The sequence below is a fragment of the Nocardioides acrostichi genome (assembly GCF_015319165.1).
In the GTDB taxonomy this organism is placed as follows: domain Bacteria; phylum Actinomycetota; class Actinomycetes; order Propionibacteriales; family Nocardioidaceae; genus Nocardioides; species Nocardioides acrostichi.
Map to the genome: position 1 here is coordinate 642,373 of NZ_JADIVZ010000001.1, position 19,100 is coordinate 661,472.

The following is a 19,100-nucleotide window of genomic DNA, read 5'->3' on the forward strand; positions in this document are numbered from 1 at the left end:
ACCGCCGGCCGCGGTCAGTCCGGGGAGAGGAACGTCCAGCCGGGCACGTTGCGCAGCACCCAGAAGGCGAGCACGGTGCCGAGCAGCACCCACACGGCCCGTGCGGGGATCAGGGTCGGTGACCAGGAGGTCTTGCCGGTGAGGCGCAGCACCCACATGACGTAGGTGAAGCCGAGGAAGGGCAGGGCCAGGGGGACGAGCGGGTTGCGCTCGAACGCTCCGGCCACGTGCCCGTGAAGCAGCGAGTTGATGGCGCGCAGGCTGCCGCAGCCGGGACACCACTCGCCGGTCACCGCGAGGAAAGGGCAGGTCGGGTAGTGGCCCGGTTCGTGCGGATCGACCGACGCGATGACCACGGCTGCCGCCGCAGCGGCAGCCGTGGTCATCACGAGAGGCGCCCAGACCCTCACCCGCGAGGGTGTGAGGGATCCGGGCGCCTGCTCGGTGACAGCGGTAGCCACGTAGGCCACTCAGTAGTTGGTGCTGGAGTTCGAGCCGACGCCGATGGCGACGACCAAGATGATGTACAGGACGATCCCGACGACGCCGACGATGGCCGACCACATGGCGAAGTTCTTCGCCTTCTTCGCCGAGTCCTGGGCGCCCGTGTAGTCACCAGAGGCCCACTTGCCGTTGACCTGCGCGGCGAACACGATCGAGACGACGCCCAGCGGGAGGCAGCAGAACAGGGTGGTGAGAATGGCCCACACCAGGTTGTTGGCGGGGGGCTGGCCGGGTGGCTTCTGGCCACCGGCGTCGCCGTACTGCGGCGGGGGAGGAGGCTCGGAGTAGCTCATGGGGGTCTCCTGACGAGATGACAAGGGGCGCTGTGCCCCGGTGGTGGCGTGACGGTACCCATGGCGAGGCTCTTTACACACCCCGTGACACACTCGGGTGTCGGATTTTCTTGCAGTTGTCGCCAACGAGAGCGGGTGCCCCGTGTCGGTCCTTGACGAGATCGTCGCGGGGGTGCGGGAGGATCTGGCGGCCCGCGAAGACCGTGCCCCGCTGGCCGATGTGCGCGCCGCCCTGGCCGACGTCGACGCGCCCCGTGATCCCATGCCCGACCTGCGGCTGCCCGGCTCCAGCGTGATCGCCGAGGTCAAGCGCCGCAGCCCCTCCAAGGGGGATCTGGCCGACATCCCCGACCCCACGGCTCTGGCAGCGCAGTACGCCGCGGGGGGCGCTGCCGCCATCAGCGTGCTCACCGAGCAGCGCCGCTTCGGCGGCAGCCTGGCCGACCTGCGCGCCGTCCGCGCTGCCGTCGACGCCCCTCTGCTGCGCAAGGACTTCATGGTCACCGAGTACCAGATCGTCGAGGCCCGGGCCGCGGGCGCCGACCTGGTGCTGCTCATCGTGGCGGCCCTCGACGACGACACCCTGCGCCGGCTGCACGACCTCGCCGGCGAGCTGGGTCTGACCGCCCTGGTCGAGGTGCACGACGAGGCCGAGGCCGAGCGTGCCGTGGCCCTGGGCGCCGAGCTGATCGGCGTCAACGCCCGCAACCTCAAGACCCTCGCCGTCGACGACGACACCTTCGGTCGCCTCGCTCCGCTCATCCCCGACGAGTGTGTGAAGGTCGCGGAGTCCGGCATCACCGGCGTGGTCGACGTCAAGCGTTTCGTCGGCGAAGGGGCCAGGGCCGTGCTGGTGGGCGAGGCCTTGGTGAAGGACGGCGACCCGCGCGCGGCGGTCGCGAGCATGACAGGAGTCCAGGCATGACCACGCTCGACCCGGCCCCAGGGGCCAGTCGCTTCGACGCCGACGAGCACGGCTGGTTCGGCGAGCCCGGCCTCTTCGGCGGCCGGTTCATCCCCGAGGCACTGGTCTCGGCGCTCGAGGAGCTCACCGACGCCTGGCACGAGGCCATGGCCGACCCCGCCTTCATCGCCGACTTCGAGCAGGTGCAGCGCGAGTACGCCGGCCTGCCGAGCCCGCTGTTCCACGCCCGCCGGCTCTCCGACCGGGTCGGCTGCCGGGTGCTGCTCAAGCGCGAGGATCTCAACCACACCGGCGCCCACAAGATCCGCAACGTGATCGGTCAGGCGCTGCTGACCCGGCGCATGGGTAAGCAACGGGTCATCGCCGAGACCGGCGCCGGCCAGCACGGCGTCGCCACGGCCACGGCGGCGGCCTACTTCGGCCTCGACTGCACCGTCTACATGGGTGCCGTCGACACTCGGCGACAGGCGCTCAACGTCGCCCGGATGCAGCTGCTGGGCGCGAAGGTCGTGCCGGTCGACTCCGGCAGTGCCACGCTCAAGGACGCCATCAACGAGGCCATGCGCGACTGGGTTGCCAGCGTCGACCACACCGCCTACCTCTTCGGCACCGCAGCCGGCCCGCACCCGTTCCCGAGCCTGGTGCGCGACTTCGTGCGCGGCACCGGCGACGAGGCGCGCGCACAGTGCCTGGAGCAGTACGGAGTGCTGCCCGACGCGATCGCGGCCTGCGTGGGCGGCGGCTCCAACGCGATCGGTCTCTTCACCGCCTTCCTTGACGACGCCGAGGTCGAGATCTACGGCTTCGAGGCCGCCGGCGACGGCGTCGACACGCCTCGGCACGCCGCCACCATCCACTCCGGCGCCTCCGGTGTGCTGCACGGGGCTCGCACCTACGTGCTCCAAGACGACGAGGGCCAGACCATCGAGAGTCACTCGATCTCCGCGGGGCTGGACTATCCGGGCGTCGGCCCGCAGCACGCGCAGCTCGCGCACTCCGGCCGCGCCACCTACCTGCCCGTCACCGACGCCGAGGCGATGGAGGCGTTCGCGCTGCTGGCCCGCACCGAGGGCATCATCCCGGCCATCGAGTCCTCCCACGCTGTGGCCGGTGGCCTGAGGGTGGCCGAGCGGATCGCCACAGAGAAGGGGCCCGAGGCGACCGTGCTGATCAACCTCTCCGGGCGCGGCGACAAGGACATGGGCACCGCCATCGAGTACTTCGGCCTCGGCGAGGCCGAGACCGCGGGGGAGCCGGCATGAGTTGCGCCCGCGTCTTCGAGACCACGCGCGCCGAGGGTCGGGCCGCCCTCGTCGGCTACCTGCCCGCCGGGTTCCCCGACAAGCGGGGGAGTCTCGACGCCGTCCGCGCGATGGTCGACGCCGGCTGCGACGCCATCGAGGTCGGACTGCCCTACACCGACCCCGTCATCGACGGCCCCACCGTGCAGGCGGCCGCCCAGCAGGCGCTCGACGCCGGCACCCGCATCGACGACGTCATGCGCACCGTCGAGGCGGTCGCTTCGACCGGCGCCACCGCCGTCGTCATGACCTACTGGAACCCGGTCGAGCGCTACGGTGTCGAACGCTTCGCCCAAGAGCTCCTCGACGCAGGTGGGGCCGGGCTCATCACCCCCGACCTCACTCCGGACTTCGCTCCGGAGTGGATCGCTGCCGCCGACGCTCGCGACCTCGACAAGATCTTCTTGGTCGCGCCGTCCTCGACCGACGAGCGCATCGCGATGACGACCGCGGCCAGTCGCGGGTTCGTCTACGCCACGGCCGTCATGGGCGTCACCGGCACCCGCACCACCACCAGTGATCTCGCCGAGCCGCTGGTCGCGCGTGCCCGGGCCACCACCGACCTGCCGATCGGGGTCGGCCTCGGTGTCAGCAACGGCGACCAGGCAGCCGAGATCGCCGGCTTCGCCGACGCCGTGATCGTCGGCTCCGCGTTCTGTCGAGCCGTACTCGACGCCCCCGACCTGCCGAGTGCCCTGCGCGGCCTCTCGACGCTGGCGGAGGACCTTGCCGCGGGAGTCCGGCGTGGCTGACCGGCTCGGTCCGACGCGAGCCCTCGTCGCCGTCCTCGCCCTGGTGCTCGCGGCCCTGGCGGGGTGCAGCTCGGACGCCGCCCCGGCCGGCACCTTCACCGGCAGCCGCGTCGACCCGCCCTTCGACGTGGCCGACGTGACCCTCACCGACACCGAGGGCCAACCGTTCAGCCTCACCGACCCGGGTCAGCGGCTGAGCCTCGTGTTCTTCGGCTACACCCACTGCCCCGACGTGTGCCCGCTGGTGATGTCGACCATCAGCAGTGCGCTGACCCGCCTCGACGACGCCGACCGAGCCCAGGTGCAGCTCGTGTTCGTCTCCACCGACCCCACCCGTGACGACGCCGACACCCTGCGCAACTACCTGCGCGGCTACGACCCCACCGGCGTCGGCCTGCGTGGCAGCCTGGGCGACGTCGCGACGCTGGCCAAGAGCGTCGGCATCTTCGTCGCCGACGCCCAGCAGCTCGCCAGCGGGGGCTACGACCTCGGGTCGCACGGCTCGCAGATCATCGGGGTCGACGGCGACGGCCGGGCCCCGGTGTTCTGGGACGGCCAGGTCTCCTCGGCCGAGCTCGCGGCCGACGTGCACACCCTGCTCGCGGCGTCCTGACCACCGACTCACCGACCCCGCCCACCGATCCCGCCCCCCGATCCCGCCCCCCCGATCCAGAACGAGGTACGCCGTGCTCGACCTGCTGCCGCTGTCGATCCCGAGCCCGAGCCAGGGTGTCTGGCACCTGGGACCGGTGCCGGTGCGTGCCTACGCGCTGTGCATCATCGCCGGCATCGTCGCGGCGATCTGGATCGGCGAGCGCCGCTGGGTGGCACGGGGCGGCACCTACGGCGAGGTCCAGGATCTCGCGGTGTGGGCCGTGCCCTTCGGGCTCGTCGGCGCTCGCCTCTACCACGTGGCCACCGACCACGACCTCTACTTCGGCGAGGGCAAGAACCCGTGGGCCGCGCTCTACCTCTGGCGCGGCGGCCTCGGCATCTGGGGCGCGGTGGCGCTCGGGGCCGTGGGCGTGCTCATCGGGGCGCGTCGCCGCGGCATCCGGCTGATGCCGATGCTCGACGCCCTCGCGCCCGGCGTCCTCGTCGCCCAGGCGTTGGGGCGGTGGGGCAACTACTTCAACCAGGAGCTCTACGGGAGGCCGACCGATCTGCCCTGGGGACTCGAGATCGACCCCCGCAACTGGCCCGAGGGTGAGGTCTTCTCGCCCGGGACGACCTTCCACCCGACCTTCCTCTACGAGTCGGTCTGGGATCTCTCGGTCTTCGCGCTGCTCATCTGGGCCGACCGCCGCTGGCGCATCGGCCACGGGCGCATCCTCGCGCTCTACGTGATGCTCTACACGCTCGGCCGCGGCTGGATCGAGACCCTGCGCATCGACACCGTGGAGCTCTCCGACGTGGGGGGCCTGCGGTTCAACGTGTGGACCTCGATCGTGATGTTCGCCGCGGCGGCCGCCTTCTTCGTGTGGTCGCTGCGCCGTCGTCCGGGGCGCGAGGAGGCCGTGTACACGCCGGCGCGACTGGCCGAGAACGCAGCAGGAGTCGAACAGCCCCCGGAGTCCGGCGCCGAGCCCGACGAAACGCAGCGGGATCGGACCGACCACGCCGAGGAAGGCGATCACGAAACCCGGTGGTAATCTCAACGCTCAGCGCGTGGGCCAACGTCGTCCCTGCCACGAGCACAGTCACACTCGGGTTCGCTGACCGTCCCTCGACCGATGTCGAGCCGGTCTCGAAGCCACCACCGTATGCCTGGAACCGATGCCCGGATCCGTCCTGAGGACGCTCCTGGAACGGTCCAGGTCACGACGACGGGAGATCCTCCAGTGCCCTACTCGCACGCATTCCCGCCGCCCCAAGGGCTCTACGACCCCCGCCACGAGCACGACGCGTGCGGTGTGGCCTTCGTCGCGACCCTGACCGGCGAGGCCAGTCACGACATCGTCGCCAAGGCGCTCACCGCGCTGCGCAACCTCGACCACCGAGGGGCCGCGGGCGCCGAGCCGAACTCCGGCGACGGCGCGGGCATCCTCATGCAGGTGCCCGACGCGTTCCTGCGTGAGGTCACCTCCGGGCTCGGCTTCGAGCTGCCGGCGCCGCACTCCTACGCCGTCGGGACGGCGTTCCTGCCCGGCGACGATGACCAGGTCGCCGAGCAGGTCGCGCGCATCGAGCAGATCGCCGCCGACGAGGGTCTGGCCGTGCTCGGCTGGCGCGAGGTGCCGATCGACTCCTCGATCCTGGGTGCCACCGCGCTGGGCGTCATGCCCACCTTCCGGCAGCTCTTCGTCGCCGGTGCGAGCCAGCGGGTGACCGGCATGCAGCTCGAGCGCATGAGTTTCTGCCTGCGCAAGCGCGCCGAGCGCGAGACCGACGTCTACTTTCCTTCGCTCTCCTCGCGCACCCTGGCCTACAAGGGCATGCTCACCACCGAGCAGCTCGACGGGTTCTACCCCGATCTGCTCGACGAGCGCGTCGCCTCCGCGCTGGCCGTGGTGCACTCCCGCTTCTCGACGAACACCTTCCCGAGCTGGCCGCTCTCGCACCCGTTCCGGTTCATCGCCCACAACGGCGAGATCAACACCGTCATGGGCAACCGCAACTGGATGCGCGCCCGCGAGGCCCTGCTCTCCTCAGACCTCATCCCCGGCGACCTCGAGCGGCTGTTCCCGATCTGCACCACCGGCGCCTCGGACTCCGCGTCGTTCGACGAGGTGCTCGAGCTGCTGCACATGGGCGGCCGCTCGCTCCCGCACGCGGTCTTGATGATGATCCCCGAGGCGTGGGAGAACCACACCGAGATGGACGCCAAGCGGCGCTCCTTCTACGAGTTCCACGCCAGCGTCATGGAGCCGTGGGACGGCCCCGCCTGCGTCGTGTTCACCGACGGCGACCAGATCGGCGCGGTCCTCGACCGCAACGGTCTGCGCCCCTCGCGCTACTGGGTCACCGACGACGGTCTCGTCGTCTTGGCCTCCGAGGTCGGCGTCCTCGACCTCGACCCGGCCTCCATCGTGCGCAAGGGCCGCCTGCAGCCGGGTCGCATGTTCCTGGTCGACACCGAGCAGCACCGCATCATCGAGGACGAGGAGGTGAAGTCCGGCCTCGCCGCGGAGCATCCCTACGACGAGTGGCTGCATGCCGGGCGCGTGCACCTCGCCGACATCCCCGACCGCGAGCACATCGTGCACACCCACGCGTCGGTGACGCGGCGCCAGCAGGTGTTCGGCTACACCGAGGAGGAGCTGCGCGTGCTCCTCACGCCGATGGCCAACACCGGCGCCGAGCCGATCGGCTCGATGGGCACCGACACCCCCATCGCGGCGCTGTCGGACAAGCCGCGGCTTCTCTTCGACTACTTCGCGCAGCTGTTCGCCCAGGTCACCAACCCGCCGCTCGACGCCATCAGAGAGGAGCTCGTCACCTCGCTGTACGGCTCCATCGGGCCGGAGTCGAACCTGCTCGAGGCCACCCCGGCGTCGTGCCGGCAGGTCGTCCTGCCGTTCCCGGTCATCTCCAATGACGACCTCGCCAAGATCCGCCACATCAACCGCGACGGCGACATGCCGGGCTTCGTCACGCACGTCTCGCGCGGGCTGTACGACGTCGAGGGCGGCGGCGAGGCGATGGCGGCCAAGATCGACGAGATCTGTGGCGAGGTCAGTGCCGCAATCGCCGAGGGTGCGCGCATCATCGTGCTCTCCGACCGGCACTCGACCGCCGAGCTCGCGCCGATCCCCTCCCTGCTGCTCACCGCGGCCGTGCACCACCACCTGGTCCGTGAGAAGACCCGTACCCAGGTCGGTCTGCTCGTCGAGGCCGGCGACGTGCGCGAGGTGCACCACGTGGCGCTGCTGGTCGGCTACGGCGCGGCCGCGGTCAACCCGTACCTGGCCATGGAGTCGGTCGAGGATCTCGCCCGCGAGCGCTACTACGTCAAGGCCGAGGCCGACGCCGCGGTGGCGAACCTGATCAAGGCGCTGGGCAAGGGCGTGCTGAAGGTGATGAGCAAGATCGGCGTCTCCACGGTCGCCTCCTACACCGGCGCGCAGATCTTCGAGGCGGTCGGCCTCTCCTCCGAGGTCGTCGACCAGTACTTCACCGGCACCACCTCCAAGCTCGGCGGCGTCGGGCTCGACGTCATCGCCGAGGAGGTCGCCCGCCGACACCGCACCGCCTACCCGCGCGGGGGCATCAGCCCCTCGCATCGCGAGCTCGAGATCGGCGGCGAGTACCAGTGGCGCCGCGAGGGCGAGCCGCACCTCTTCGACCCCGAGACCGTCTTCCGGCTCCAGCACTCCACCCGTGCCGGCAAGTACGACATCTTCAAGCAGTACACCTCGCGGGTCGACGAGCAGTCCGAGCGGCTGATGACCCTGCGCGGCCTGTTCCGCTTCAAGGACGCCGAGGGCAGCGGCCGGGCACCGATCGACATCGACGAGGTCGAGCCGGTCTCCGAGATCGTCAAGCGCTTCTCCACCGGTGCCATGAGCTACGGCTCGATCAGCCGGGAGGCACACGAGACGCTGGCCATCGCCATGAACCGGCTGGGCGCGAAGTCCAACACCGGCGAGGGTGGCGAGGATCCCGACCGCCTCTACGACCCCGAGCGGCGCAGCGCGATCAAGCAGGTCGCCAGCGGCCGGTTCGGCGTCACCTCGGAGTACCTCACGAACTCCGACGACATCCAGATCAAGATGGCGCAGGGCGCCAAGCCCGGCGAGGGTGGTCAGCTGCCGGGTCACAAGGTGTATCCGTGGGTGGCCAAGACCCGGCACTCCACGCCCGGCGTGGGCCTCATCTCTCCGCCGCCGCACCACGACATCTACTCGATCGAGGATCTCGCCCAGCTCATCCACGACCTGAAGAACGCCAACCCGCAGGCGCGGGTGCACGTGAAGCTGGTCTCCGAGGTGGGTGTGGGAACCGTCGCCACCGGAGTGTCGAAGGCGCACGCCGACGTCGTGTTGATCTCCGGCCACGACGGCGGCACCGGCGCCTCGCCGCTGACCTCGCTCAAGCACGCGGGCGGCCCGTGGGAGCTCGGCCTGGCCGAGACCCAGCAGACGCTGCTGCTCAACGGCCTGCGCGACCGCATCGTGGTGCAGACCGACGGTCAGCTCAAGACCGGGCGCGACGTCGTCATCGCCGCCCTGCTGGGCGCCGAGGAGTTCGGCTTCGCCACCGCGCCGCTGGTGGTGTCCGGGTGCATCATGATGCGGGTCTGCCACCTCGACACCTGCCCCGTGGGCGTGGCCACGCAGAACCCGGTGCTGCGCGAGCGGTACTCCGGCAAGGCCGAGTACGTCGTCAACTTCTTCACCTACATCGCCGAGGAGGTGCGCGAGTACCTGGCCGAGCTCGGGTTCCGCAGCATCGAGGAGGCGATCGGTCAGGTCGGCAGTCTCGACGTCGAGCCGGCGGTGGACCACTGGAAGGCGCACGGCCTCGACCTCACGCCGATCCTCCACCAGCCCGACGTCTCGGCCTTCCCGGGTCAGGACGTCTACTGCACGAAGAGCCAGGACCACGGCCTGGAGAAGTCGCTCGACGTCACCGAGCTCGTGCCGCTGGCCGAGCCGGCCCTGGAGCGGGGGGAGCCGGTGCGGGCGCAGCTGTCGATCCGCAACGTCAACCGCACGGTCGGCACGATCCTCGGCCACGAGGTCACCAAGCGCTACCGCGGCGAGGGCCTGCCCGAAGGCACCATCGACCTGACCTTCCTGGGCTCGGCGGGCCAGTCGTTCGGCGCCTTCGTGCCCAGCGGCATCACGCTGCGGCTCGAGGGCGACGCCAACGACTACGTCGGCAAGGGGCTCTCGGGTGGGCGCATCGTGGTGCGGCCCGACCGCTCGGCGCCGTTCAAGAGCAACGAGCAGATCATCGCCGGCAACACGCTCGCCTACGGCGCCACCTCGGGCAACGTCTTCATCCGCGGCGGCGTGGGGGAGCGGTGCTGCGTGCGCAACTCCGGGGCCTGGGTCGTCACCGAGGGTGTGGGTGACCACGCGGCCGAGTACATGACCGGCGGACGCCTCGCGGTGCTCGGCAAGACCGGCCGCAACTTCGGTGCCGGCATGTCGGGAGGCATCGCCTGGGTGCTCGACCTCAAGAGCTTCCGGGTCAACTCCGAGCTCGTCGAGCTCGGTGCGGTCAAGGACGACGCCGCGGTCGAGCTCGAATCCATGGTGCGCGCGCACTTCGAGGAGACCGGCTCCGAGGTCGCCGAGCAGCTGCTCGCCAATTGGCCGGCCGCACTCGAACGCTTCACCGAGGTCATGCCGCGCGACTTCCGGATCGTGCTCGAGGCCAAGGCCAAGGCCGAGGCCGCCGGCCTCGACGAGAACGAGACCGCCCACGCGATGATGGAGGCCCTCCATGGCTGAGCTCATCTGTTCGGTGCAGAGGAACGACGTGACGCAGGAGGCACGACATGGCTGACCCCAAGGGATTCTTGAAGGAGGGGCGCGAGGTCGCGGTCCGTCGTCCGGTCGAGGAGCGCATCCAGGACTGGAACGAGGTCTACCCCGACGGCATCGGCCACGCGCTGCTGCCGATCATCACGCCGCAGGCCGGGCGTTGCATGGACTGCGGCATCCCGTTCTGCCACCAAGGCTGCCCACTGGGCAACATCATCCCGGAGTGGAACGACCTGGTCTGGCGCGACGACTGGGAGGGCGCGATCGAGCGCCTGCACGCCACCAACAACTTTCCGGAGTTCACCGGGCGCCTGTGTCCGGCTCCGTGCGAGACCGCGTGCGTGCTGGGCATCAACCAGGATCCGGTGACGATCAAGAACGTCGAGGTCTCGATCATCGACAAGGCGTGGGAGTCCGGCTTCGTGCGGCCCCAGCCGCCGGAGTGGCTCTCGGGTCGTACCGTCGCCGTGATCGGGTCCGGCCCGGCCGGCCTCGCGGTCGCCCAGCAGCTCACCCGCGCCGGCCACACGGTCGCCGTCTACGAACGTGCCGACAAGATCGGTGGCCTGCTGCGCTACGGCATCCCCGAGTTCAAGATGGAGAAGAAGCACCTCGACCGGCGTCTGGACCAGATGCGCCGCGAGGGCACCGTCTTCCGCCCCGGGGTGAACGTGGGCGAGGAGCTGACCGGTGAGAAGCTCACCGAGCGCTACGACGCCGTCGTCCTGGCCATGGGTGCCACCGAGCCGCGCGACCTACCCGCGACCGGGCGCGAGCTGGGGGGCATCCACCAGGCCATGGACTTCCTGCCGCAGGCCAACCGCACCTCGCTCGGCGAGGAGGTCGAGGGTCAGATCCTGGCCACCGACAAGGACGTCGTGATCATCGGCGGCGGCGACACCGGTGCCGACTGCCTGGGCACCTCGACCCGTCAGGGCGCTCGTTCGGTGACGCAGCTGGAGATCATGCCGCTGCCCCCTGAGGCGCGACCCGACGCGCAGCCGTGGCCGACCTACCCCATGACCTACCGGGTCTCCTCGGCGCACGAGGAGAACGGCGAGCGGGTCTACTCCGTCTCGACCAAGGAGTTCCTGGGCGACGACGACGGCAACGTGCGGGCCCTGGCGCTCGTCGAGGTCGAGTTCGTCGACGGCAAGCTCACCGAGATCCAGGGCACCGAGCGCGAGATCCCCGCCCAGCTGGTGCTCTTCGCCATGGGCTTCCTCGGCCCGGAGAAGCCGGGGCCGGTGGAGCAGCTGGGTGTCGACCTCGACGAGCGCGGCAACATCAAGCGCGACGGCAGCTACATGACCTCCACGCCCGGCGTGTTCGTGGCCGGCGACGCCGGTCGCGGCCAGTCGCTCATCGTGTGGGCGATCGCCGAGGGGCGCGCCGCCGCGGCGTCCGTCGACGCCTACCTCACCGGTGAGACCGCCCTGCCGTCCCCGATCAGGCCGACGGACCGTCCGCTCGTCGTCTGACGCCACATCTCGGTGGTTGAGCCGTGAGGAGCGCCAGCCGGTGGATTGAGCCGCCGGATGCCGAAGGCGAAGGCGTGTCGAAATCGACGAGCGCCCCCGCCGGTGGTTGAGCCGCGAGGAGCGCCAGCGACGAGCGCGTCGAAACCCAGCAACTGTGAAGGCAGCGCTGCCGATCGCCTCGCCGGGTTTCGACACGGGACTCGGCTAGCGCCTCGCCCGGCTCAACCACCGGACGGTGCGGAGCCTCGCCCGGCACCCCTGAGAGCAAGGCTGCTTGGCACCTCGCCGGGTTTCGACACGGGACTCGGCTAGCGCCTCGCCCGGCTCAACCACCGGACGGTGCGTGGCACCTCGCCGGGTTTCGACACGGGACTCGGCTAGCGCCTCGCCCGGCTCAACCACCGGAGCGTGCGTGGCACCTCGCGGGGTTTCGACACGGGACTCGGCTAGCGCCTCGCCCGGCTCAACCACCGGAGGGTGCGGAGCCTCGCCCGGCTCAACCACCGGAGGGTGCGGAGCCTCGCCCGGCTCAACCACCAACTGTTCGCTTGTAACGATCCAACCGCTCGCTAGGGTAGGCCCGTGCGGAGAGCGAAGATCGTGTGCACCCTGGGCCCGGCCACCTCCTCGGCGAGGCGGATCCGCGAGCTCGTCTACGCCGGCATGGACGTCGCGCGGCTCAACATGAGCCACGGCAGCCACGAGGTGCACGCCGAGACCTACCGGTTGGTGCGCGAGGCCGCCGACGCGAGCGGCCACGGCGTCGGCATCTTCGCCGACCTCCAGGGCCCCAAGATCCGGCTCGGCAGCTTCGCCGAAGGCTCTGCCCAGTTGCGCCGCGGCCAGCGCTGGACCATCACCACCCGCGACGTGCCCGGCGACGCCGAGTGCGCCAGCACGACCTACTCCGGACTGCCGGGTGACGTCGGTGTCGGTGACCCGATCCTCATCGACGACGGCAAGGTGCGTCTGCGGGTCGAGCAGGTCTCCGACGACGACGTCGTCTGCGAGGTGCTGGTCGGCGGCCGGGTCAGCGACCACAAGGGCATCAACCTTCCCGGAGTGGCCGTCTCGGTGCCGGCGCTCTCGGAGAAGGACGAGGCCGACCTGCGCTTCGCTCTCTCCCTCTCGGTCGACTTCATCGCGTTGTCCTTCGTGCGCGACGCGCGCGACGCCGAGGACGTGCGCCGCATCATGCGCGAGGTCGGTGTGCTGGTGCCGGTCATCGCGAAGATCGAGAAACCGCAGGCCATCGAGAACCTCGACGAGGTGATCGCCGCCTTCGACGGCTTCATGGTCGCGCGCGGGGATCTCGGCGTGGAGTGTCCGCTCGAGGAGGTGCCCTTCTTGCAGAAGCAGGTGATCCGCAAGGCCCGGCTCAACGCCAAGCCGGTGATCGTGGCGACGCAGATGCTCGAGTCGATGATCGGCAACCCCCAGCCGACCCGCGCGGAGACCTCGGACGTCGCGAACGCCGTCCTCGACGGGGCCGACGCGGTGATGCTCTCGGGCGAGACCAGCGTAGGGGAGTACCCCGTGCACTGCGTCGAGACGATGGCCCGGATCATCGACTCCACCGAGGAGCACGCGCTCGCGGAGCCGAGCAACGCCGGGCTGGCGGAGATCGACTGGGATCCCCACACCAAGTCCGGCGTGATCGCCAAGGCCGCGGGCGAGGTGGCCGAGCGGGTGGAGGCGAAGTACGTCGTCGCCTTCACCCAGTCCGGTGACTCGGCGCGCCGGATGTCGCGCCTGCGCGGCGCCATCCCCGTGCTCGCGTTCACCCCTGAGGACAAGGTGCGCTCGCAGCTCTCGTTGAGCTGGGGAGTGGAGACCTTCAAGACCGACGAGGTCGAGCACACCGACGAGATGGTGCGCCAGGTCGACGAGCAGCTGCTGCGTATCGGACGCGTGAGCGAGGGCGATCTGGTCGTCATCATCGCCGGGTCGCCGCCCGGCATCCCCGGCTCCACCAACGCCCTGCGCATCCACCGGCTCGGCGACGCCATCAACGAGGTCGCTCCCGCCTATCGACGCCGCTGAGCTCGTGGGTGCCTCGGGTGGGATTCGAACCCACACTGGCGGTGGTTTGAGCACCGTGTCTCTGCCGTTGGACTACCGAGGCGCAGCCGCCGGAGAAACTACCCGATGAGCCCACCGCGGCGTCGCCCCGGTCCACTCGTTGGCCTACGCTTCGGATCGTGAACGAGGCAGCACCGAGGACAGCGCCGTCCTCCGCGAGTCCCCAGGCCGGCACCGAGCCCCGTACGGTGGTGATCGCCGAGGACGAGGTTCTGATCCGGATGGATCTCGCCGAGATGCTCGCCGACGAGGGCTACGAGGTGGTCGGTCAGGCCGGTGACGGCCAGCAGGCCATCGCCCTGGCCGAGCAGCACCGGCCCGATCTGGTCATCGTCGACGTGAAGATGCCCGTGCTCGACGGCATCGCCGCGGCCGAGGCGATCGCCAAGCAGCGCATCGCGCCGGTCATCGTCCTCACTGCGTTCTCACAGCGCGAGCTCGTCGACCGGGCCGCCGAGGCCGGTGCGATGGCCTACCTGGTCAAGCCGTTCACCCAGTCCGATCTGGTGCCGACCATCGAGCTCGCCGTCCGGCGCTTCGCCGACCAGAGCCGAGTCGAGAAGGAGCTCGAGGGGCTCCTCGACAAGCTCGAGACGCGCAAGGTGCTCGACCGCGCGAAGGGGGTGCTCCAAGAGCAGCTCACGCTGAGCGAGCCCGAGGCCTTCCGCTGGATCCAGAAGACCGCCATGGATCTGCGGCTGTCGATGAAGCAGGTCGCGGAGGGCGTCATCGAGCACGGCGCCGGCCTCCGCGGCTGAGCGTCTGCCGGGAGTAACGTCCGCTGACCTCGTCGACAACGGTCTCGTAACCAGGGCGTTAAGGTCCGCCGCGGCGCGCGACACGTCGGCGTCGGTTGTGGTTGGGTGAGGCGATTCCGGTTCTACACTCACGACGGCCACGGCCCCGAGAACCTCGCGGGCCCGCCCGTGGAAGGAGACCCAGCGTGATCCCACTTGCCCGGTCGGCGACGTCGTGGAGGCCCACGACCTACGCCGGGCTGTTGGCCGCACTGCTGGCGATGGTGGGTCTCGTGCTCGCCTCACTGGTGTCGATCCTCAGCGTCACCACGACGCGAGCCGACGCTGTCGCCACGCTCTGCCTGCCGCAGCCGAACGTCTCGGGTTGTATCAGCGGCACCGTCGGCAACCGAACCACTCCCGTCGAGGGGGCCGACGTCAGCCTGCTCGACAAGGACGGCACGGAGATCGACAAGATCACCACCGAGGCCGACGGCAAGTTCAGCTTCGAGGTCAAGGAGGCCGGCGCCTACTACCTGCGGGTCGACCCCGAGTCGCTGCCCGATGATCTCGAGATCATCCCGCCGGCCGCGAAGTTCCAGGGGCCCGACGGATCCATCAAGGTCAACGCCAAACTCGGCAAGCTGACCTCGCCGGCCCTCGAGGTCCGCAACAAGGACTACCAGTCCGGCGGCAAGGGTTTCGGCAGCGAGATCGTGCAGAGCATCGCGCAGGGCCTGCGACTCGGGCTCCTCCTCGCGCTCGCCTCCATCGGCCTCTCGCTGATCTACGGCACCACCGGGCTCTCCAACTTCGCCCACGCCGAGCAGGTCACCCTCGGCGGCATGATGGGCTACCTCTTCTGCAACGTGCTCGGCCTGAATCTCTGGTTGGGCGTCGTCATCGTCACCCTGGTCTGTGCCGGCAGCGGCTTCCTCCAGGACATGGTGATCTGGAAGCCGCTGCGTCGTCGCGGACTCGGCCTGACCCAGATGATGATCGTGACCATCGGCCTCTCCCTGGCGGCGCAGTACTGCTTCCAGATGTTCGTCGGAGCCTCCCAGCAGAAGGTCGTCGTCGAGAACCTCGACGTGTTCACGCTCGGCCCGATCACTTTGACGAAGCTCTCGCTGGTCGCCATGGCGATCTCGCTGGTCGCGGTCGGCCTCGTCGGCTACGTGCTGATCTACACGCGCGTCGGCCAGGCGACGCGGGCCGTCTCGGACAACCCCGCGCTCGCGGCGGCGTCCGGCATCGACGTCGACCGCATCGTGCGCGGGGTCTGGACCGTCGCCGCCGGCCTGGCCGGCCTCGGCGGCATCCTCTACGCACTCGTGGTCTCCAACGGCATCCGCTGGGACACCGGCATGCAGATCCTGCTCCTGCTCTTCGCCGCAGTGACCCTCGGCGGGCTCGGCACCGCCTTCGGCGCCTTCGTCGGAGCGATCATCATCGGGCTCGTCGTCGAGCTCGCCGGGCCACTGGGTGCGCCGGGCGACCTCAAGTACGCCGTGGCGCTGGCCATCCTCATCCTGCTGCTGCTGGTCAGGCCCCAGGGCCTGCTCGGCCGCGCGGTGCGGGTCGGTTAGAGGGAGGACACAGACATGGACCAGATCTTCGCCATCCTCAACGCCACCGTGAGCGAGGCCATCGCGCCTGCCACGGCAGGCGTCGCCATCGCCGTCATCGGCTTGAACCTGCACTTCGGATTCACGGGTCTGCTCAACATCGGCCAGGCCGGCTTCATGCTGCTCGGGGCCTACGGCATGGCCATCTCGGTCGTGCAGGGCGTGCCCATGTTCTTCGCCGTCCTGATCGGGCTGGGCCTGGCGATCCTGTTCGCGACGATCCTGGGTGCACCCACCCTGAAGCTACGAGGCGACTACCTCGCCATCGTCACGATCTCGGCCGCAGAGATCATCAGGTACGTCGGGCGGCTGGCCCAGTTCGAGAAGTGTGAGTGGAGCTGGTGCAAGAAGGGCACCGACTTCACCGGCGGTTCCCAGGGCATCACCAGCAGCACCTTCACCACACCGTTCAAGAGCATCTCGTTCTTCGGCGACGGCGCGTGGACACTGTCTCCGTTCAACTACACCAGCCTGGGCGGCTCGACGGCCGTACGCGTACTGGGCCTGCTGGTCTTCCTCGCCCTGGTCGTCGGCACCGTGTTCTTCGTGCGTGCGCGCCGTGCAGCGGCGGCGCGCTCGTGGACCGACCGGCTGGTCGTCGCCGTGCTGGTGGTGCTCAGCGTCGCCACGCTGCTGTTCGTGTTCCCCCAGACGATGAGCCGCACCCAGACCGACGGTTGGTGGGTGCGGGCCGTGGCCTGGACCCTCGTCGCCGTGTCGACCATCGTGGTGCTGCTGCTGGTCCGCAGCCCGTGGGGTCGTCTGCTGCGCGGCATCCGCGAAGACGAGGAGGCCATGCGCAGCCTGGGCAAGAACGTGTTCGCCGTGAAGATGCAGGCGCTCATCATCGGCGGTCTCTTCGGGGCGCTGGGCGGCATGGTCTACGTCCTCGCCAGTTCGGTGCAGGCCGACTCGCTCGGTCGTCAGATCACGTTCTTCGCCTACACCGCGTTGCTCATCGGAGGCGCCGCCTCGATCTTCGGGCCAGTGCTCGGCACCGTGATCTTCTACAGCGCCCGCATCCTGATTCGTGAGGCCGCGCGCACCTACGTGCCGAACAGCATCCTGAGCGACAACCAGGCGCAGGCGTTCAGCTTCGTCGTGGTCGGCGTGATCCTCATGTTGATCGTGATCTTCAGACCGCAAGGCATCCTGGGCAACAAGAGGGAGCTGAGATTCCATGTCTGAGTCCGCCACGATCACCTCGGGGGGCGGCCTGGCCGACCCCGCCGCCCGGCGCAGTCTGATGGCCGACGTCGACCGCACGCCCGGCTCCGCCAAGCCCGACGCCATCCTCTCCGTCGACACCATCACCCGTCAGTTCGGCGGCGTGACGGCCGTGAACGTGGAGCACCTCGAGGTGCAGCGCGGCATCATCACCGCGCTCATCGGGCCCAACGGCGCCGGCAAGACAACCTTCTTCAACCTCATCACCGGCTTCGACAAGCCCACCTCCGCCGGCAAGGGCGCTCGGTGGTCGTTCAACGGCAAGGAACTCGGCCGCACCTCGGCCTCGAGCGTCGCGAAGTCGGGCATGGTCCGCACCTTCCAGCTCACCAAGTCGCTGAACCGCATGACGGTGATGGACAACATGATGCTCGGCGCCCAGGGCCAGTCCGGTGAGCGACTGACCGCCTCGATGTTCCGGCCGCTGTGGCGCGGCCAGGAGGGTCAGGTCTCCGAGAAGGCGCTCGGCCTGCTCGAGCGGTTCAAGCTGCTGGAGAAGAAGGACGACTACGCCGGATCGCTCTCAGGCGGTCAGCGCAAGCTGCTCGAGATGGCGCGGGCGCTGATGACCGACCCGACCATGATCATGCTCGACGAGCCGATGGCCGGCGTGAACCCGGCGCTGACGCAATCGCTGCTCGGGCACGTGCAGTCGCTGCGCGACGACGGCATGACCGTGCTCTTCGTCGAGCACGACATGCACGTGGTGCGGCACATCTCCGACTGGGTCGTCGTCATGGCCGAGGGCCGCGTGGTCGCCGAGGGGCCGGCCGACACCGTGATGTCGGACCCGGCCGTCGTCGACGCCTATCTCGGCGCCCACCACGACACCGACCTGGGCGACGATGCCCTGCTCGAGGACGACAGTCTCGAGCGGGAGGCGGCGGCCGAGGAGCACCAGCGCGAGGAGGAGGGCCAGTGAGCGGCTCGAAGACCGAGGGCACACCCCTGATCCACGTCGACAACGTGGTCGCGGGCTACCTGCCCGGCGTGAACATCCTCAACGGGTGCAGCCTCACCGCCCACGAGGGCGAGATCGTCGGCATCATCGGCCCCAACGGTGCCGGCAAGTCCACGCTGCTCAAGGCCATGTTCGGCCTGGTCACCATCCACGAGGGCACCGTGAGCCTCGGGGGCTCCGACATCACGAACATGCGCACCAACAAGCTGGTCGAGATGGGCGTCGGGTTCGTCCCGCAGACCAACAACGTCTTCCCGTCGCTCTCGGTCGAGGAGAACCTGCGGATGGGTCTCTTCCTGCGGCCCAAGAAGCTGCGCCAGCGGCTCGACGCGATGTACGACCTGTTCGGCAACCTGCACGAGCGCAAGGACCGCTCGGCGGGGGCGCTCTCGGGCGGTGAGCGGCAATCCCTCGCCATGGCTAGGGCACTGATGATGGAGCCGTCGGTCCTGCTGCTCGACGAGCCGTCGGCCGGCCTCTCGCCAGTGCGTCAGGACGAGACCTTCATCCGCACTCGCAAGATCAACAAGACCGGCGTCAGCGTCGTGATGGTCGAGCAGAACGCCCGTCGCTGCCTCCAGATCTGCGACCGCGGCTACGTCCTCGACCAGGGCAAGGACGCCTACACCGGCGCTGGCCGCGAGCTGGCCGACGACCCGCGCGTCATCGAGCTCTACCTCGGCACCCTCGCCGAGGACGTCGACTCCCAGCGCACCGACCTCACGAAGTAGCCCGCAGCCGACTCCAGGCCGCGCCGGCGCCGTCCATCCTCGGA

The 19,100-nt window shown here is 69.7% G+C and carries 15 protein-coding genes and 1 tRNA gene; 13 read left to right on the forward strand and 3 right to left on the reverse strand.

The genetic code is table 11. From position 1 onward, the window contains the following. Window positions 1-14: 14 nt before the first annotated feature. Both ISG29_RS03080 and ISG29_RS03085 read right to left on the reverse strand, forming a co-directional pair. Window positions 15-461 (reverse strand): DUF2752 domain-containing protein, encoded by a 447-nt coding sequence (locus ISG29_RS03080; protein WP_207792649.1) that lies wholly within the window; start codon window positions 459-461, stop codon window positions 15-17. Between the two features lie 9 nt (window positions 462-470). Next, entirely contained in the window at window positions 471-797 is a 327-nt protein-coding gene (locus ISG29_RS03085; protein WP_194501857.1) for a CD225/dispanin family protein, read from the reverse strand. Window positions 798-939: 142 nt separating this feature from the next. Between ISG29_RS03085 and trpC the strand changes: the two genes are divergently transcribed. From trpC to pyk, 8 genes are all read left to right on the forward strand, one after another. Continuing rightward, window positions 940-1,722 (forward strand): indole-3-glycerol phosphate synthase TrpC, encoded by a 783-nt coding sequence (gene trpC, locus ISG29_RS03090; protein WP_194501858.1) that lies wholly within the window; start codon window positions 940-942, stop codon window positions 1,720-1,722. Next, entirely contained in the window at window positions 1,719-2,984 is a 1,266-nt protein-coding gene (gene trpB / locus ISG29_RS03095) for a tryptophan synthase subunit beta (protein ID WP_194501859.1), read from the forward strand. Before trpC ends, trpB begins: the two co-directional genes overlap by 4 nt. Then, entirely contained in the window at window positions 2,981-3,775 is a 795-nt protein-coding gene (gene trpA / locus ISG29_RS03100) for a tryptophan synthase subunit alpha (protein WP_194501860.1), read from the forward strand. Before trpB ends, trpA begins: the two co-directional genes overlap by 4 nt. Further along, window positions 3,768-4,388: an SCO family protein gene (locus ISG29_RS03105; RefSeq protein WP_194501861.1), complete on the forward strand. Its 621-nt coding sequence runs from the start codon at window positions 3,768-3,770 to the stop codon at window positions 4,386-4,388. The genes trpA and ISG29_RS03105 overlap by 8 nt, the downstream gene beginning before the upstream one ends. 73 nt (window positions 4,389-4,461) lie before the next feature. Continuing rightward, window positions 4,462-5,427 (forward strand): prolipoprotein diacylglyceryl transferase, encoded by a 966-nt coding sequence (gene lgt / locus ISG29_RS03110; protein ID WP_328827751.1) that lies wholly within the window; start codon window positions 4,462-4,464, stop codon window positions 5,425-5,427. A 189-nt stretch (window positions 5,428-5,616) separates the two neighbouring features. Continuing rightward, window positions 5,617-10,176, forward strand: a complete 4,560-nt coding sequence (gene gltB / locus ISG29_RS03115; protein ID WP_328827754.1) for a glutamate synthase large subunit — start codon at window positions 5,617-5,619, stop codon at window positions 10,174-10,176. Window positions 10,177-10,223: 47 nt separating this feature from the next. Continuing rightward, window positions 10,224-11,690, forward strand: coding sequence for a glutamate synthase subunit beta (locus tag ISG29_RS03120; RefSeq protein WP_194501863.1), 1,467 nt, complete (start codon window positions 10,224-10,226; stop codon window positions 11,688-11,690). 582 nt (window positions 11,691-12,272) lie between these two features. Then, window positions 12,273-13,733, forward strand: a complete 1,461-nt coding sequence (gene pyk, locus ISG29_RS03125; RefSeq protein WP_194501864.1) for a pyruvate kinase — start codon at window positions 12,273-12,275, stop codon at window positions 13,731-13,733. A 9-nt stretch (window positions 13,734-13,742) separates the two neighbouring features. Here pyk and ISG29_RS03130 read toward each other — a convergent pair. Next, window positions 13,743-13,815, reverse strand: a tRNA-Leu gene (locus tag ISG29_RS03130). Between the two features lie 76 nt (window positions 13,816-13,891). Here ISG29_RS03130 and ISG29_RS03135 point away from each other — a divergent pair. The 5 genes from ISG29_RS03135 to ISG29_RS03155 all read left to right on the forward strand — a co-directional run bounded on the left by ISG29_RS03135 (window position 13,892) and on the right by ISG29_RS03155 (window position 19,056). Continuing rightward, window positions 13,892-14,530, forward strand: a complete 639-nt coding sequence (locus ISG29_RS03135) for an ANTAR domain-containing response regulator (RefSeq protein ID WP_407940138.1) — start codon at window positions 13,892-13,894, stop codon at window positions 14,528-14,530. Between the two features lie 185 nt (window positions 14,531-14,715). Next, window positions 14,716-16,098 carry an ABC transporter permease subunit gene (locus ISG29_RS03140; protein WP_207792650.1) on the forward strand — a complete coding sequence of 461 codons (1,383 nt, stop codon included), beginning with the start codon at window positions 14,716-14,718 and terminating at the stop codon, window positions 16,096-16,098. 15 nt (window positions 16,099-16,113) lie between these two features. After that, window positions 16,114-17,325: a branched-chain amino acid ABC transporter permease gene (locus tag ISG29_RS03145; protein ID WP_194501865.1), complete on the forward strand. Its 1,212-nt coding sequence runs from the start codon at window positions 16,114-16,116 to the stop codon at window positions 17,323-17,325. Next, on the forward strand, window positions 17,318-18,286 hold the full coding sequence (locus ISG29_RS03150) for an ABC transporter ATP-binding protein (RefSeq protein WP_194501866.1): 969 nt from the start codon (window positions 17,318-17,320) through the stop codon (window positions 18,284-18,286). Before ISG29_RS03145 ends, ISG29_RS03150 begins: the two co-directional genes overlap by 8 nt. Next, complete coding sequence (locus ISG29_RS03155; RefSeq protein WP_194501867.1) at window positions 18,283-19,056, forward strand: ABC transporter ATP-binding protein; 774 nt, start codon at window positions 18,283-18,285, stop codon at window positions 19,054-19,056. Before ISG29_RS03150 ends, ISG29_RS03155 begins: the two co-directional genes overlap by 4 nt. The last annotated feature ends 44 nt before the right edge of the window (window positions 19,057-19,100 follow it).